This window comes from Flavobacterium hydrocarbonoxydans (assembly GCF_009789235.1).
GTDB classification, from domain to species: Bacteria; Bacteroidota; Bacteroidia; order Flavobacteriales; family Flavobacteriaceae; genus Flavobacterium; species Flavobacterium hydrocarbonoxydans.
Genome location: NZ_WSTB01000002.1, coordinates 308,722 through 328,132, shown reverse-complemented (window position 1 = coordinate 328,132; position 19,411 = coordinate 308,722). Strand labels below are relative to the sequence as shown.

The window sequence follows — 19,411 nt, the reverse complement described above, 5'->3', positions numbered from 1 at the left end:
GGTAGTTCTGCAATTACTATTGATGGCGCGGCTGCTACTCAGAGTATTGCCGGTTTTACCACTACAGGAGCGGTAACCGTAAATAAAACAGCAGGAACAGCAACACTAAGTGGCGCTATGAACGCCGGATCTTTTTCAGATAGCAGTACTTCAGCTACCTTCAATTTCGGAAGCGGTTTTACACACACTATTACCGGAGCTTTTGATATGAGCAGTACCTCTACAACAAATGCTAATTCGGGACTTATAAGAATAGGAGGCAATATGACAAAATCCGGAACAGCTGCGTTTGTACCGGGCACAGGAACCGTGGAGTTTTATAATACTAACAATCAATCGCTTCCTGCTACGGCAACCTCATTTAATAATGTAGTACTTTCTGGCAGTGGTTCTAAGGCCTTTTTAGCCGCAATGACTATCGGAGGAAATCTTTCGATAGCATCAGGAGTCAAGGCCGATTTAAGAAGTTTTGTTCATCCGGCCGGTACGTTAACATTAGGAGGAACAGGTACTGCTTCCGGAAGATGGGGTAGTACTACCGCAACTAATAGCGTTAACTTTAAAAACAATACTTATTTTTTGGCAGGTTCCGGATTGACGGGAGTTGTCAATGTGGGAGCCGTTACTTGTACAAGTTTAACACTGACAGGAGTTAATTCTTGTAAGGGAGGTGCTTCTCAAGCCTTAAGTGCCGGATCTGTTGTAGCTTCGGCTCCGGTAACGACCAGAATTACAGGTTTTTTTGATGTCACGGCAAATGCCACAGCCGATAGACCTCCAGGCGAAGCGGTAGGGATAGGATATAATAATACAACCACCTGTCAGTTTGTAGCGGGACAGCCTACTGGTTATGTTATGACCGGTTTTCAGGTAACGGCATCAGGAAACTATACTTTTGCTATGGATGCTAATGGTGCTATAAACGGTATTGGATATATTTATACAGGCAATCTTTCTCCCGGAACTTGTGGTGGAGGGACATTTGTAATAGGAGATGATGATCTCTTAATATTGGTTAATGATGAACCAGTTATGAATAATGTTCCTTTACTTGCGGGCGTAAATTATACACTGATCACAACTGCATTTTCTCCTATCACTGATGGAACTGAGTTTGCCTGGACAATAACACCTCCAGCAGGACAGGGTATTAAAATAATGCCCAATTGGTACACTACTCCAACAGGAGGGTCTCCAATAAGCACAGGTAGTTCCTTTAGTCCGGTTGGGCTTACAGGATCTGGTTTGCCTAATACAAATACCGCCGGAACTTATACCTTTTATGCAGGATATGAAAATTCTGGCTGTAGATCTTCTGTTACTTACGTAATAAATGAATTGCCAACCATTACATTAGCACCAGCTGCCACTCCAGTTTGTTTCAGTGCGAGCGCACAAACTACTCCTTTAGCCTATACAGCCACAACATTATCACCTACAACGTATAGTATCACCTGGAATGCTTCGCCTACTAACAGTTTTGCAGCTGTTACAGATGCTGCTTTACCAGCAAGTCCCATTACGATTAATATACCAGCCGGTACTACCGTTAATACTTATACGGGAACATTAACAGTTAAAAACGGGACTTGTACAAGTGTAGCAAGCAATTTTACCGTTACCGTAAATGCTTTGCCTATTATATCGGGAACTCTAAGTGTTTGTGCAGGTCTTACTACACAATTAACAGGTTCAGCGACACCCAACGCATCGAATCCCTGGGTATCCGGTACACCCTCTGTTGCCACGGTAAATAGTACTGGTTTGGTTACCGGAGTTTCAGCCGGTACTAGTATTATTACTTATACCAATAGTAACGGCTGTATCATAACGGCTACCGTTACGGTAAATGCGTTACCTACGATATCAGGCACTTTAGGTGTTTGTATTGGCGCAACTACACAATTAACAGGCTCCGCCACACCCAACGCATCGAATCCCTGGGTATCCGGTACACCCTCTGTTGCCACGGTAAATAGTACTGGTTTGGTTACCGGAGTTTCAGCCGGTACCAGTATCATTACTTATACCAATAGTAACGGCTGTATAAGAACAGCTACCGTTACGGTAAATGCTTTGCCTATTATAACGGGAACTCTAAGTGTTTGTATTGCCGCTACTACACAATTAACAGGTTCAGCCACACCCAACGCATCGAATCCGTGGGTTTCAGGTACACCATCTGTCGCCACGGTAAATAGTACTGGTTTGGTTACCGGAGTTTCAGCCGGTACCAGTATCATTACCTATACCAATAGTAACGGTTGTATAAGAACAGCTACCGTTACGGTAAATGCTTTGCCTATTATAACGGGAACTCTAAGTGTTTGTGCAGGTCTTACGACACAATTAACAGGATCCGCCACACCTAATGCATCGAATCCCTGGGTATCCGGTACACCCTCTGTTGCCACGGTAAATAGTACTGGTTTGGTTACCGGAGTTTCAGCCGGTACCAGTATCATTACCTATACCAATAGTAACGGCTGTATCATAACGGCTACCGTTACGGTAAATGCGTTACCTACGATATCGGGCACTTTAGGTGTTTGTATTGGCGCAACTACACAATTAACAGGATCGGCCACACCTAATGCATCGAATCCCTGGGTATCCGGTACACCCTCTGTTGCCACGGTAAATAGTACTGGTTTGGTTACCGGAGTTTCAGCCGGTACTAGTATTATTACTTATACCAATAGTAACGGCTGTATAAGAACTGCTACCGTTACCGTAAATGCTTTGCCTATTATAACGGGAACTCTAAGTGTTTGTATTGCCGCTACTACACAGTTAACAGGATCTGCCACACCAAATGCATCAAATCCTTGGGTTTCAGGTACACCAGCTGTCGCCACGGTAAATAGTACAGGTTTGGTTACCGGAGTTTCAGCCGGTACCAGTATCATTACCTATACCAATAGTAACGGCTGTATCATAACGGCTACCGTTACGGTAAATGCTCTGCCTACGATATCAGGCACTTTAGGTGTTTGTATTGGCGCAACTACACAGTTAACAGGTTCTGCCACACCCAACGCATCGAATCCTTGGGTATCCGGTACACCCTCTGTTGCCACGGTAAATAGTACTGGTTTGGTTACCGGAGTTTCAGCCGGTACCAGTATCATTACTTATACCAATAGTAACGGCTGTATAAGAACGGCTACCGTTACCGTAAATGCTTTGCCTATTATAACGGGAACTCTAAGTGTTTGTATTTCCGCTACTACACAGTTAACAGGATCTGCCACACCAAATGCATCAAATCCTTGGGTATCCGGTACACCATCTGTCGCCACGGTAAATAGTACTGGTTTGGTTACCGGAGTTTCAGCCGGTACCAGTATCATTACTTATACCAATAGTAACGGCTGTATTATAACAGCTACTGTTACCGTAAATGCTTTGCCTATAATAACGGGAACTCTAAGTGTTTGTTCGGGTCTTACGACGCAATTAACAGGATCCGCCACACCTAATGCATCGAATCCTTGGGTATCAGGTACACCCTCTGTTGCCACGGTAAATAGTACAGGTTTGGTTACCGGAGTTTCAGCCGGTACCAGTATCATTACTTATACCAATAGTAACGGTTGTATCATAACCGCTACTGTTACGGTAGTAGCCTCATCTGTAGGTGGTACGGTTTCGCCGGCGCAAAATGTTTGTAGTGGTTCTACACCTATACAATCTTTGGTTTTAAGTGGTCACACGGGAACTGTTGTAAGATGGCAAAGAGCTAGTGATGCCGCTTTTACCTCTCCAGTAGATATTGTAGCAAACACAGCTACGTTGCCCACCAGTACAATAGGGAATCTTACTGCTGATACTTATTTTAGAGCGGTTGTGCAAAGCGGTAGTTGTGCTATTGCAAATTCTGCACCTGTGCTTATTAGCATTTATCCTTTAGCAGCTGCACCAATTGCAACAGGTGAGACAAATGTTACCTGTACTGCAATGCGTGTCAATTGGAATGCTGCAGCAAACGCAACAGGGTATTATATTGATGTAGCTACAGATAGTGGATTCACGTCGATTGTTCCTGCGTATAATAACTTAAATGTAAATAATGTTCTGTTTTATGATCTAACAGGTCTGACAGGAACTCAGTATTATTATCGGGTGAGAGCCTATAATACCTGTAGCCAGTTAAGTGCAAATTCTACAGGAGTTTTAGTACAAACAACTGCTTTACCAGCACCGATTGCTATGACAGGAACACGTAATTGCGAAGGATTCATCGCAGAGTGGACAGCTGTATCGGGAGCTACCTCTTATAATTTATCTGTAGCTACAGATATTAATTTTACCGGACCTTCGCATGTTGCAGGTCTTAATGGAACTGATGTTGGTAATCTAACTTCGTACGCTGTTACAGGCTTAGTGGCAGGAACTACCTATTATTTTAAAGTTTGGGCAACAAACGGAACTTGTGGCATAAGTGCATTAAGCTCAAATGTGGTAGCTATAGTAGCGGGTTCGCCTACTACCATAACCTGGGCGGGATCATGGTCTGGAGGTATTGCGCCAACTTTAACTGATAATATTGTATTTGATACTCCTTATTCTTCTACAGGTAACTTAGAAGGTTGTTCCTGTGAAGTTAAACCCGGTGTAACTGTTGAAATCAATGATGGACACACCTTAACTATTGTCAATACAATCAATGTTGATGGTTCTTTGGTGTTTAGAAATAATGCAACCTTATTGCAGACAACTGATATTCAGAATACAGACAATATACGTTATGAACGTCTGACATCTGTCCGTAAATTCGATTTTACGTTTTGGTCGTCTCCGGTTCAGGATCAAAAGCTGATTGATTTGTCTCCAAATACCTTATCCGATAAATATCAATCCTATACAGGAACAGCCTGGACTACCGAAAACCCACAAAATGTGATGAAAATAGGCAAAGGATATAATGTCAGAGGCCCTCAGAGTCACTCTAGTACGATTAAGTCTGACTTTTTGGGAGTGTTTGAGGGGATTCCGAATAATGGAAACTTAACAAGCGATCAAACTATTCTGGCTGGCAGATTTTATTTGATAGGCAATCCATACCCATCAGCCATAGATGCCGATGAATTATTGGCAGACAATAGTACAATTCTGGACGGTACCGTTTATTTCTGGACAAATAATACAGGACTCACGCAAAACGGAAACGTTTACTCTTATGCTACTAATGATTATGCTTCTTACAATGGTGTAGGAGGTGTGGCAGGTTCAGGAGGAGAAACCCCTTCAGGTTATATCTCAGCCGGACAGGCGGTTTTTGCCAAAACCATAGCCGCTGGATCTGTTGTTTTTAATAACGGTATGCGTGTAGATGGAGGTTCTAATAAAAACGGTCAGTTCTTTAAACCTAAGAGAGCTAAAAAATCAAACACAGAGCGTAGTCGTATCTGGCTGAACATGACCAATGATGGAGGAGCTTTCAAACAAATCCTAATCGGTTATATTACGGGTGCTACAAATGGTTATGAAACAAAATACGATGGAGTAAGTACCAATGCCCACGCTTATGTAGATTTTTACAGCATTTGCGATGATAAAAATCTGGTTATTCAGGGAAGAGCTATTCCGTTTGAAGAGTCGGATTGGGTACCACTTGGTTATCGTTCCTCAATTGAAGGTTCCAGCAGTTTTGATATTACCATTGCCAACTCAGATGGCGTATTGGCCAATCAAGGCGTTTTTCTTGAAGACAAAGTAAGTGGCACTTTCCATGATTTAAGAGCCTCTAAATATACGTTCACCACAATGAACGGAAGTTTTAAAGACCGTTTCATATTACACTTTACCAATAAATCTTTGGGTGTGGATGATTTTGATACGAAGGATGAAGGTGTTGTAGTTACGGTGAATAAAAAAGTAATTAAAATATTCAGTGAAAAAGACCCTATAAGTTCCATTCGACTATTTGATTTGACAGGTAAATTAATTTATACCAAGGAAAAAATAGACGCGAATGAGTTTTCCATTCTGAATTTGCACTCCAGCGAACAGACATTATTAGTCAAAGTTGGTTTAGAGAATGGTCATACAATTACTAAGAAAATCATTTATAGATAAAAAAAACAAATACTGTTTATTATGATTTATACATGTTCAGTACCATCCAGAATATGATGGTGTTTTTGTAAGAATTAATAGATTTCAATATCACTAAATTATGGATTTTTTTACAACTTAGGTATTGTTGACCCCTTCTAAATAAAGAAGCGAGAGCTACAATTATCCAAAGCGGGTTATAAATTATGGAGCATATTGTTTTTAGAATAAACTACTATTAAAATTTACAAGTCATGAATACAAAATTACTTCTGATTGTCTATCGAACATTTCAATTTCAAGCCAATAAACAAAGCATAGCGAAGCTGCTATTGCTGTTGGTATTAATAATGAGTGGTTATACTGCTAAAGCAGCTGATTTTACTTCTTCTGCAGTCTTGCTTGGTAACTGGAATAACAATTTGATCTGGACGCTTAACAGTGGTACCGATGCCGATGGAATTCCGGATGCAGATGATACAGTGACCATATCGGCGGGTAATAATATTTCGTTGACTGCTAATGCAGAATGTGCTTCTCTAACGATAAATGGAAATGCGCTTTTACTGGGAATTGTCACGATTAACGGTTTTACCCTTACGGTAGGAGGCAACATTACTATTGCAGGAGGAGCTAATTCTCAGATAGTAATGACTTCCGGTACTCTGAATGTAGCAGGTAATTTTGGTAGTGGGGCTTCTTTTACACGCGGAACAGGTACTGTAAATTATAATGGTGCAGGAAATCAGTCAGTAGGGACTTATAATTATGCCAACCTAACCCTTTCCGGTTCAGGAACAAAAACATTTACAGGGGCGATAGCAGTAGGGACAAATATAACTATCGATTCCGGGGTTGTTGCAAATCTAGGAACATTTGCTTCTTCTACACCAGTATTAACATTGGGTGGACTTCCCACCACTACTTATACTTGGGGAAATAATGCCAATGTAAGAAATCAAAATACCACCTTTTTTGCCGCTAACTCTGGATATATTAATGTTACTAATAACACTCTGAGTTGTAATACTTCATTAATTATTAGTGCAAACAATTTGATTTGTACAGGTGGAAATGCCACTTTTAATGCTACGGCTACTAATCCAGGGGCATCTCCTGTTTATCAATGGTTGTTAAATGGCGGTGTTGTGGGAACCAATAGTACTACTTTTAGCTCTACTACACTGGTGAATGGCGATGTCGTAAGCTGTAAAATGACAACCTGTAGATCAAGAACAGACTTTGTTACCTCTAATAGTATTGTAATGGGGGTTTCTACTGTTGCAGGAGGCGGAACACCTACATCTGTGATAAGCGGAGGCAATGTGGCGCTAACAGCAACCGCTTCGCCTACCTCTTATGTTGCTACACTGCTTAATGAAAATTTTAATGCAGCCACCAATTCGTGGTTACCTGGAAATTCTTCAACCGGAGGAACTCCTGCTAATGCCGCCTGGACTTTGCGTCCGAATGGTTACCAATATTTGCATAATGGTAGTGCAACTTATACTTTTTATTCAGACGATTACAGCCAGTTTTATATTAGTAATTCATCCGCACAAGGCGGTACTGCTTCAACCACATTAAAATCACCCGTTATGAACTCTACCGGTTATAGCAGTTTGTTATTAGAGTTTTATGAACACACACTAGATTGGGATGCTAGCGATTTCGAAATAGTGGAAGTATCTACTAATAATTCAACATGGACAGTAGTATCTACCAACACGACTACACAGGGAATTTCTACGAATTTTGTAAAAAGAACCGTTAATCTGGATGCCTACATCAATCAGCCTACATTGTATATCCGTTTTAGATATGAAGCCAATTTTGATCATTGGTGGGCACTCGATAATGTAAAAATATCGGGTAATTATAGTATTCCTTATACCTATAGCTGGGCAGCAAGCCCAGCAGGTACTGCAGGATTGCCTGCAGGTGCAGATACGCTGGCTTCAGGGAACACCAGTATTACCGCAAATCCTACTCAAAATACTGTTTATACCGCTACGGCACGAAATACTGTTTCGCCTTGTTCTGTTTTGGCTACGCCGGTAAACGTTACTATTTTGGCTCCTACTATTACTAATTTTACACCAGCCTCCACCTGTGCAGGAACTGGCGTTTCTGTGGTGATTACCGGTACTAATTTTACCGCTGCCTCCGCAGTACAATTTAATGGTGTTGCAGCAGCTTCGTTTACGGTAAATTCGAATACACAAATTACAGCAACGTCTCCAGTCTCGGCTACAACGGGAACCATTACGGTTACTACAGCAGGCGGTACGGCTACCAGTGCAGGAACTTTTACAGTAAATCCTTTGCCTACCATAACCATTCCTGATTTAGATCTTGTAATATGCTCTAACGAAAAGGCAGCTGGAGCCACATTTGTTTATACCAATACCACACAGGCTCCTAACACCTATTCTGTCATTTGGGATACGGGTTTGCCTCCAAATGAATTTGTAGATGTTACCGATGCTGCATTGTCAGGAGGAACAATCCTTATACCGATACCGGCAAGTACGGCCAGTAATTTTTATTCCGGAATATTTACGGTAAAAAATGCCAATGGATGTGTAAGTGATGAATATAGTTTTACGATTCAGGTTGCTGAGGCACCTTCGGTAAGTTTAACCTCCTCTGTACTGACTACTTGTTATAGTGCCAGTTCGCAAGTACTGCCTTTGGCCTATCAGCTGTTAGCCGGTTTACCAAACCAGTATTCTATTACCTGGGATTCGACACCTGCCAATAGCTTTGCAGCTGTTACCAATGCAAATTTACCTGCTAATACCATCAATATAAATGTTCCGGCTGGAACAGCAGCAGGCTCCTATACAGGAACGTTGGTAATAAGAGATTCTTTTTACAATTGTACAGAATCGCATGCTATACAAATAAACGTTAATGCCGCATCGGTGGGAGGTTCAGTATCGCCCGCACAAAGTGTCTGTACTAGTGCTACTCCGCTTCAGTCTTTGGTGTTAAGTGGTCATACAGGAACTATACTACGATGGGAAAGTGCTACTGATGCCGCTTTTACCTCTCCAGTAAATATTGCAGTAACCAGCAATACCCTGCCAACAGGTACAATAGGAAATCTGGCAGTGAGTACTTATTTTAGGGCTGTTGTACAAAATGCTAATTGTGCTGTAGTCAATTCTGCATCAGTACTTATTAGTGTTTATCCTTTGGCTGATGCACCCATTGCAACTGGCGAAACAAATGTTACCTGCAATTCGATGCGTGTCAACTGGAATGCTGCAGCAAATGCAACAGGGTATTATATTGATGTTGCCACTGATAGCGGATTTACCGATATCCTTCCGGCTTACAATAATCTAAATGTAAATAATGTTTTATTCTATGATCTTACAGGGTTAACAGGTACCAATTATTATTATAGAGTAAGAGCCTATAATACCTGTAGTGAACTAAATGCAAATACGGGTACTTCTGTACAAACTACAGCATTGGCAGCACCAATTGCAATGACAGGCGTGCGTAATTGCGAAGGATTTATTGCACAATGGAATGCTGTATCGGGAGCTACTTCTTATATTTTATCTGTTGCCACAGATAGTAATTTTTCAGGGCCATCCCACGTAATCAATCTGAACGCTGCTGATATAGGGAATTTAACCTCCTATGATGTTAAGGGATTGATAGCAGGAACTACCTATTATTTTAAAATTTGGTCTATTAATGCTACTTGTGGTATAAGTGCATTAAGTTCTAATGTTATATCCATAGTAGCAGGTTCTCCATCTACCATAACCTGGGAGGGATCATGGCCAGGAGGTATTGCGCCAACTTCAGCCGATAATGTTGTGTTTAATGCTCCTTATTCTTCTACTGGAGATATGACAGCTTGTTCCTGTGTCGTAAATTCAGGTGTGGATGTTGAGATTAATGGCGGGCATACTTTAACGGTTGTGAATGCCATTACAACCACTGGTAATCTAAGGTTTAAGAATAATGCAACCTTATTGCAGACAACCAATGTACAGAATACGGCCAATATTATTTACGAAAGGGAAACTTCTGTCCGTAAATTCGATTTTACGTTTTGGTCGTCTCCGGTTCAGGATCAAAAGCTGATTGATTTGTCTCCAAATACCTTATCCGATAAATATCAATCCTATACAGGAACAGCCTGGACTACCGAAAACCCTCAAAATGTGATGAAAATAGGCAAAGGATATAATGTCAGAGGGCCTCAGAGTCACTCCAGTACTGTAAAATCAGATTTTTTAGGAGGCTTTGACGGTATTCCGAATAATGGAGACTTAACAAGCGATCAAACTATTCTGGCTGGCAGATTTTATTTGATAGGCAATCCATATCCATCAGCCATAGATGCCGATGAATTATTGGCAGACAATAGTACAATTCTGGACGGTACCGTTTATTTCTGGACAAATAATACAGGACTCACGCAAAACGGAAACGTTTACTCTTATGCTACTAATGATTATGCTTCTTACAATGGTGTAGGAGGGGTAGCAGGATCCGGTGGAGAAACCCCTTCAGGTTATATCTCAGCCGGACAGGCGGTTTTTGCCAAAACCATAGCCGCTGGATCTGTTGTTTTTAATAACGGTATGCGTGTAGATGGAGGTTCTAATAAAAACGGTCAGTTCTTTAAACCTAAGAGAGCTAAAAAATCAAATACAGAGCGTAGTCGTATCTGGCTGAACATGACCAATGATGGAGGAGCTTTCAAACAAATCCTAATAGGTTATATTACGGGTGCTACAAATGGTTATGAAACAAAATACGATGGAGTAAGTACCAATGCCCACGCTTATGTAGATTTTTACAGCATTTGCGATGATAAAAATCTGGTTATTCAGGGAAGAGCTATTCCGTTTGAAGAGTCGGATTGGGTACCATTGGGTTATCGTTCCTCAATTGAAGGTTCCAGCAGTTTTGATATTACTATTGCCAACTCAGATGGCGTATTGGCCAATCAAGGCGTTTTCCTTGAAGACAAAGTAAGTGGTACTTTCCATGATTTGAGAGCTTCTAAATATACCTTCACCACAATGAACGGAAGTTTTAAAGACCGTTTCATATTACACTTTACCAATAAATCTTTGGGTGTGGATGATTTTGATACTGGTGAAGAACTTGTAGTTACGGTGAATAAAAAAGTGATTAAAATATTCAGTGAAAAAGATCCTATAAGTTCCATTCGACTATTTGATTTGACAGGTAAATTAATTTATACCAAGGAAAAAATAGACGCGAATGAGTTTTCTATTCTGAATTTGCACTCCAGCGAACAGACATTATTAGTCAAAGTTGGTTTAGAGAATCACGCTACTGTTACTAAAAAGATTATTTTTAGATAAATATATCTAATTCAGTTATTACAAAAGCCAATTGGCTCTCACAATTGGCTTTTGTAATTATAAAACTTGTGGTATTATTCTTAAATAAAAACAACAATACAATTGCATAGTTCAATTTAATAGCATAAATTGCTGTATATTCTTACTTTGTGTTGTTTATGTTGAAGAAGCCTGCAGTAAAATTGATCTTTTTAATTGTTTTAATAGTCATCTTTAAAACTCCGAATGTTCTTGCCCAGCAAGGAAAATTAGATACCACATTTAATATTCAGGATGATGGTGAAAATGGAGATGGTTTTGATAATACCGTTCGTACACTTGCGGTACAAGATAATGGCGATGTAATTGCAGGAGGTGATTATTTGAATTTTAATGGTGTTTCAAACCCTTATTTGAATCGATTAAAGCCAGACGGAACTATTGACCCCACCTTTGTTTTAGGCGAAGGTTTTAACGGAAAAGTATATACCACTTTTATTCAGCCTGACGGAAAAATTATAGTGGGCGGATCTTTTACCTCTTTTGCCGGAATTACCGCCAATCGATTGGTCCGATTGCAAGCCAATGGTACTTATGATGCTTCTTTTAATACAACATTAGAAACCAATAATATTATATATGATAGCACTCAGGATTCCAGCGGAAGAACCATAATCGTGGGAAGTTTTACCATTTGTAATGGGGTTTCGGTTTCCAGAATAGCCAGAATTTTATCTGATGGAAGTTTAGATACTTCTTTTGCTACTGGATCTGCAGCTAATTCTTTAATAGAAAAAGTAATTATTCAGGCAGATGGCAAAATCATTTTAGGAGGTACTTTTACTTCTTTTAACGGACAACCGCAAAATCATATTGTACGACTAAATCCTGATGGAAGTATAGATAACACTTTTAATACAGGATCAGGATTTGATGATAAAGTAACTTCAATGGCTCTGCAATCCGATGGTAAAATTTTGATTGTAGGCACCTTCTTAAATTATAACGGCATTTCAGCAAATAGAATTATTCGATTAAATCCAGACGGGTCAAAAGATTCTGAATTTTCATCTGGTCTTGGTTTATCAAATAATACTGTTTATACTGTCGCAGTTGATGAAACTGGCAACATTATGATTGGAGGTTCTTTTACCGGAAATTATAATGGAAATCCATTGAACCGTTTACTCTTTTTAAAACCTGACGGAACCTTAATACCTGATTTTGATATTGGAGATGGGCCAGCTTCGGGATCAGTGCTGGCGATTGCCAAAGGATTGGATGGTTCCTGGTTTTTAGAAGGCTCATTTACCGTTTTTGATAATCAAAATCAAGGACGATTAGCCAAAATTAATACTGATGGAAGTCTCGATATTGGATTTCTTTCATCAGATGTAGGTTTTAATAATTCAGTTTTTAAGGTGCTTTCTTTGGCAGATAATGGTAAAATGGTTTTTGGGAGTTTTACTAAATTTAATGGAAGCCCGGTTTATAGAATAGCCCGACTTACGAATGATGGAAAGTTAGACACTTCTTATAATTTAAATAAATCGGGTGCAAACAATTTTATTAAAACAGCAGTTCAGCAGCTTGACGGGCAGCTTGTTTTGGGCGGGAATTTTACCATTTACAATGACGTGATTTGTAATAGAATTGCCCGAATTGACTCTAACGGCAATCCTGATGTTTCTTTTAATGTGGGTTCGGGATTTAATAATCAGGTTTACGCTTTAGAACTTCAATCTGATCAAAAGATAATAGTTGGCGGAAATTTCACAAAATTTAACGAAGTGAATGTGGGCAGAATTGCCAGGTTAATGCCTGATGGAAGTATGGATGAAACCTTTAACGCTGGAATAGGAGCAGATGCTATTGTAGAATCGATATTGGTTCAGCCGGATGGTAAAATTTTAATTGGTGGAAAATTCGAAACCTTTAACGGAGTACTTTCACCACGTTTGATTCGGTTAAATCAGGACGGAACGATTGATTCTTCTTTTAGTGTTGGTGCAGGGTTTGATAAAAATGTGTATAGCATAGCTTTGCAATCTGATGGAAAAATCATTGTAGGAGGCTCATTTTTAAATTACAACAACATCGCTCAAAAAAGAATTGTGAGATTGCTGCCGGACGGAAGTCTGGATATCACTTTTAATACAGGAACAGGTTTTAGTAAAGGCGATGTTCGTACTATATTAATACAACCAGATGATCGCGCCTTACTAGGAGGAACTTTTTCAGGTAATTACAATGGAGTTCCAGCCTTACGAATGATTCGGTTATTATCCTCCGGAGAAAAAGACACTACTTTTGATGCCGGTTTAAACGGGACTTTGTTTACTATGGCACTTTCATCAGACCATCGGCTTATTATTGGCGGTAATTTTAATTCGGTTTCAGGAATTGCGAAACATAGGATTGCCAGATTGAGTTTGTGTACCAATAGTTCTGTCTGGGATGGAGTAAGTTGGTCAAACGGCTCTCCATCGGCGGGAAAAGAATTGATTTTCAATGCAGATTATCTACGTCTTGAAACAGCCTTCGCCTGTAATTGTTTTATTGCATCTGATAAAATAGTCACGCTTGCCAGTAATCATTCACTATCCCTAACCTTTGATTATTCTGGTTTAGGAACTTTGGTTTTAGAAGATTCGGCGTCTTTGTATCAATTTGATGATGAGATAACCAATACAGGAATTATTCACCTAAAAAGAAATACGACTATACGCAAATTCGATTTTACCTTTTGGTCTTCACCAGTAGATAATCAAAAATTAATAGAATTTTCGCCCCTGACTCTATCCGATAAATACCAGTCTTATAATGGTGTAAAATGGGTTACCGAAGATCCTGCTGGCGCAATGAAAAAGGGCAAAGGCTACAATATTAGAGGGCCCCAGACTTTTTCTAAAGACGTTCCAGCACTGTATGAAGCGACTTTTAAGGGAGTTCCCAATAACGGAAAAATTACAGGAGAAACGGTCGAGTCTGGTAAATATTACTTGGTTGGAAATCCGTATCCAACGGCTCTCGATGCAGTGGCTTTTTTGTCCAAAAATAAATTTTTAGACGGAACCATTTATTTTTGGACACATCAAACGCCTCTGAAACCTAATGGTACCAAATATTCGTATTCGACAAATGACTATGCCTCTTACAATGCTGTAGGCGGGATCAAAACGCAACGTTCCGGTAAAATACCAACGGGTTTTGTGGCTTCAGGTCAAAGTTTTTTTGCTCGTGCTGTTGGTAATGGAGAAATTCATTTTTCGAACCAAATGAGAAGCAGAGGTGAAGACAATAAAAACACACAATTTTTTAAACCTTCGGGAATCAAAAATAAGGAAGCAGAAGAAGCGAGAATCTGGATTAATTTATCCAATGAAAATGGAATTTTCAAACAACTTCTGATTGGTTATGTTACAGAGGCGACTAATGATTTTGAAAGTAAATACGACGGGGTTTCATTAAGCGCAAATTCGTATGTCAATTTTTACAGTATTTGCGATACTAAAAACCTGGCGATTCAAGGCCGTCGTTTTCCTTTTGATTCAAATGATACGGTTACGCTGGGATATAGTGCCAAAATCGAAGAAAAAGTAGCAATCGAAATCGATTCGGTTGACGGCGTTTTGAAAAATAAAGATGTTTTTTTGGAAGACAAAATAACTCATTTGATTCACAACTTAAAAGACAAACCCTATTGGTTTACTACAAATACAGGAACTTTTAATGATCGCTTTGTGTTGAGGTTTACCAATAGCACATTACAAACAAATGAGCCTGAAAAAATTCAAAACAATTTGATTATTTATCAAAACCAAAACCAACTTGTTCTGGATTCTCCAAAAGAAAAAATCTTAAAAATTCAGGTTTTTGATGTTGCAGGGCAATTGATTTTGGAACAGGATGCAAATCAAAAGAAGATCACGGTTTTGGATTTGAAACCTAAAAACCGCGTCTTAATTGTAAAAGTCGAAACCGACAGCAATACAGTTTTGACACAAAAAGTGTTATTTTGAAATATACAAATGCTGATGAGTGTTTTGGATTGCCTTTTCGTTTTTATAATCAATCCATTTTTGTCCCTGCATTTTTCGCATCATAATATCAAAATGGCGCATGATAAATACATTGTAAACCGCTTTTGATAAATGGCTAATACTTCTTGGAAAAGCACGTAAACTCATCGAGAACCCAGGCGTGAGATATTTCATGTAATGCCAGTAGCCTTCTGGCATATAGAGCATTTCGCCATGTTTGAGATTCGTGATATAACCTTCGGCATTTTTAAGTGCAGGCCATTTTTCGTAGTCAGGATTATCAAAATCGATATCTTCTCTTGAAATCAAAGCATGAGGAACTTTGTACATGTATTTAGACTGGTCAGGCGGGAAAATCATACATTGTTTTTCACCATGAAAATGAAAATGCAAAATATTCGAATAGTCAATATCAAAGTGCATAAACACTTTGGCATTTTCTCCTCCAAAGAAAAGCATAGGCATCTGTTTGACTAATTTTAAGCCAATATCTGGCCAACGGAAGTCGTTGTTTAATTGAGGTACTTCTTTCATTAAATTATAAAGAAAGATGCGGTAGTTGGTAGGTTTTTGTTCTAAAAGATCAATGTAATCGCTCATTTTCATTTTGGTATGTGCCTCGTTGAAGCCATCCTCATGATTGACGGGTCTGTTGTCGTACAGGGGAACGGTTTTATCTCCTGCGATTTCTTTGATATAACTTAATTTCCATTTTTCATAAGCAGGCCAATCTTCGGTGAGCTGTTCTATGACTACGGGGATTTGTTTTTTTACATATTGGGAAATAAAATCAGTTTTTGAGATTTTCTTTACCCTTTCTATTTGCTTTAAATTCATCTCTTATAAATAAAAAAATTGCTTATAGTATTAGCTATAAGCAATTTAAAAATATTTGCTGAGATTTTTTAACTCTTTTAATTAATTTTTTGACTTGATAGAAGCTTCAAGATTTCTTTCGATAGCGTGTCCGGGACGAGACCATTTTGGTTTTTCACCAAGCGGAGCGAATTGCGAATCGGCAGCTTCAACTGTTTGTGGCTGAGAAACTTTTACGAAAGGTTTTTGCGGAATCAAGCCTAACATTTCAAACATTTTCATGTCTTCGTGTACATCCGGATTTGGAGTAGTAAGTAATTTATCACCGGCAAAAATAGAATTTGCCCCAGCGAAGAAACACATTGCCTGACCTTCTCTGCTCATATTGGTTCTTCCTGCAGATAAACGTACCTGTGTGTCTGGCATCACGATTCTGGTTGTGGCAACCATACGAATCATTTCCCAGATTTCAACTGGTTTTTCTTCTTCCATCGGAGTTCCTTCAACTGCTACCAAAGCATTAATTGGCACAGATTCTGGTTGTGGATTCAAGGTAGAAAGCGCTACCAGCATTCCGGCTCTGTCTTCGATGCTTTCTCCCATTCCGATAATTCCTCCGCTACAAACGGTAACATTCGTTTTACGAACATTTTCGATAGTTTGCAAACGATCTTCGAAACCACGAGTCGAAATCACATCTTTATAATATTCTTCAGAAGTATCTAAATTATGATTGTATGCGTATAAACCAGCTTCTGCCAAACGCTGTGCCTGATTTTCGGTAATCATACCTAATGTACAACAAACCTCCATATCCAGTTTATTGATGGTACGAACCATTTCCAGCACCTGGTCAAATTCTTCACCATCTTTTACGTTTCTCCAGGCAGCTCCCATACAAACACGGGATGATCCGCTGGATTTGGCACGCAAAGCCTGTGCTTTTACCTGACTTACACTCATCAGATCGTTTCCTTCAACTCCGGTGTTGTAACGTGCTGCTTGCGGACAATAACCACAATCTTCAGGGCAGCCTCCTGTTTTAATAGATAACAAAGTAGAAACCTGAACTACGTTTGGATCGTGTTTTTCTCTATGAATCGTTGCTGCTTCATACAGCAGGTCCATCATAGGTTTATTATATATGGCGATTATTTCGTCTTTTGTCCAATTGTGTTTTGTAATGCTCATCGATACATTTTTTTTGATGCTTCAAAAGTAGTCAAATTGTTCTAATCAACCAATCCTGATTTTCGTAAATGAATATTTGTCAGTTAATTTCAAAAAAGAAACACTCTAAAATCATAAAAAAGTATAATTCTATGATTTTAGAGTGTTGAAATGTTGTTTTTATTTTGAAAAATTAATCAGGTTCTTAATCAGCAGCGTACTTGTTATTCCAGTACAGCATCAGCATCATCGTTACGATTACGGAGGAAGCAATTCCTTCAAAAAGCAAACAAATGCAATAGGTTGGTACTGATGGATTTCCGCCAAACATAAACGTTTCCGAAAGGGTTTTTACATAAGCGTCACCGCCTCTTGCATAACTATATACTAATAATCCGAAGACACTCAGCGAAACACCAACGACAGAGGTTGCCATTGCGGACACGGCATTGGATACAAAATTAGTTTCCCCTTCCAGAAGATTCATCTGTAATGTTCTATTGACACCCCAAAATATAAAAAATACATTTAAGGTACGCAGGTAAAACAAATCAGCTAAGCCTAGTACATTCATCAGTAAAAAATAAAGGCCAATTCCGAGGAAAATCAAAAAACCATTGAATATTTCTTTAGGTAGTTTCATAGTGGTTATTTTTAAAGAAGTTAATAGTAAAGATTTGACAAACAGCTGTCTATATCAAATTTACTAAAAAAAATACTACGATGAATTAAAAACCTGAAAAAGTATGTTTTAGAAGTTTATTTAAGTTGATTCACAAAAGCCAAAGCAGCTTTCTTGTCCTGATTTAATTGCGCTGTAAGCAATTCCAGCGAACCAAATTTTTGCTCTTCACGAAGGTATTGCAACAAGGAAACTTCGATTTTTTCGCCATAAATATCAGCATCAAAATCAAAAATATTGACTTCGATGGTTTGTTTCTGACCTTCAACTGTAGGGTTAAAACCGATATTCATCATTCCGAAAACTTCTTTTTGATCTACAACAACTTTTACTATATACACACCATTTTTCGGAATCAGTTTGTAGTCTTCTTCAATTTTGATGTTGGCTGTCGGGAAACCAATCGTTCTTCCTAATTGTTTTCCTTTTACAACTTCGCCGGTAAAAAAATAAGAATATCCTAAGTATTCATTGGCTAAATCCATATTGCCTTCTTGCAAAGCTTTACGGATTTTGGTTGAACTCACCGAAACATCCTGAATTTCCTGAGCAGAAATTTGCTCGACTTCAAAACCATATTCGGCACCAAAAGCAATTAAATCGTTTATATCGGCAGTTCTGTTTCGGCCAAAACGATGGTCGTAACCGATAATTATTTTCTGAATATGAAACTGATCCACCAAAATAGAATGCACAAATTCTTCAGCAGTGAGTCTGGAGAAACTTTCGTCAAAAGGATGAATAACAAGGTTTTCGATGCCTGTTTGTTCCAGAAGTTTGGTTTTTTCGGTAATGGTATTCAGAAGTCTAATCTCTGATTTTTCCTGTAAAACCATTCGCGGATGCGGAAAAAAAGTAAGCACCAGACTTTCGTACTTGCCATTCTCAGTGTTTTGAGTAATTCGTTCTAAAATTTTTTTGTGACCAATATGAACGCCATCAAAGGTGCCAAGAGTCAGAATGGTTTTCTTGGTTGACCGGAAATCGTTTATAGAATGAAAGAGCTTCAAAGCAAATTGTTTAAGATGCTGCAAATTTATACTATCTATTTTAAATCTAATAATAACCGGAATTGATTTTTGATGTTATTAAAGCAGTTTTTGTGAAAAAGCTGAAAATGTAAGTAAATCACTTGAAAGAGTTACTTTTAAAAGAAGTCTTCATTACATTTTATAACCCTAAATTTCAAATTAAGGAAAATAAAACAAAAGCACCAATCAGGCTGGTAGAAAAAAATCGCCCCACTCGTCGATGAAAAACGATTAAATATCGTATAAAGGTTTGAAATTAATTTA

General features: G+C 38.9%; 7 protein-coding genes. 3 read left to right on the top strand and 4 right to left on the bottom strand.

The window, feature by feature from the left end:
- Positions 1 to 117: 117 nt before the first annotated feature.
- From GON26_RS04545 to GON26_RS04535, 3 genes are all read left to right on the top strand, one after another.
- Positions 118 to 6,081, top strand: a complete 5,964-nt coding sequence (locus tag GON26_RS04545) for an Ig-like domain-containing protein (protein WP_160373541.1) — start codon at positions 118 to 120, stop codon at positions 6,079 to 6,081.
- A 233-nt stretch (positions 6,082 to 6,314) separates the two neighbouring features.
- Positions 6,315 to 11,426 (top strand): T9SS sorting signal type C domain-containing protein, encoded by a 5,112-nt coding sequence (locus GON26_RS04540; RefSeq protein WP_160373540.1) that lies wholly within the window; start codon positions 6,315 to 6,317, stop codon positions 11,424 to 11,426.
- Between the two features lie 158 nt (positions 11,427 to 11,584).
- Positions 11,585 to 15,427: a delta-60 repeat domain-containing protein gene (locus GON26_RS04535; RefSeq protein WP_160373539.1), complete on the top strand. Its 3,843-nt coding sequence runs from the start codon at positions 11,585 to 11,587 to the stop codon at positions 15,425 to 15,427.
- Here the strand turns inward: GON26_RS04535 and GON26_RS04530 are convergent.
- The 4 genes from GON26_RS04530 to GON26_RS04515 form a co-directional block, all read right to left on the bottom strand.
- Complete coding sequence (locus tag GON26_RS04530; protein ID WP_160373538.1) at positions 15,419 to 16,285, bottom strand: cupin-like domain-containing protein; 867 nt, start codon at positions 16,283 to 16,285, stop codon at positions 15,419 to 15,421. The genes GON26_RS04535 and GON26_RS04530 overlap by 9 nt on opposite strands.
- 81 nt (positions 16,286 to 16,366) lie before the next feature.
- Positions 16,367 to 17,455: a biotin synthase BioB gene (bioB, locus tag GON26_RS04525; protein WP_160373537.1), complete on the bottom strand. Its 1,089-nt coding sequence runs from the start codon at positions 17,453 to 17,455 to the stop codon at positions 16,367 to 16,369.
- 184 nt (positions 17,456 to 17,639) lie between these two features.
- The gene (locus GON26_RS04520) at positions 17,640 to 18,077 is read right to left on the bottom strand and encodes a hypothetical protein (protein WP_160373536.1); all 438 of its coding nucleotides are present in this window, start codon (positions 18,075 to 18,077) and stop codon (positions 17,640 to 17,642) included.
- 116 nt (positions 18,078 to 18,193) lie between these two features.
- Positions 18,194 to 19,126, bottom strand: coding sequence for a bifunctional riboflavin kinase/FAD synthetase (locus tag GON26_RS04515; protein WP_160373535.1), 933 nt, complete (start codon positions 19,124 to 19,126; stop codon positions 18,194 to 18,196).
- Positions 19,127 to 19,411: the final 285 nt, after the last annotated feature.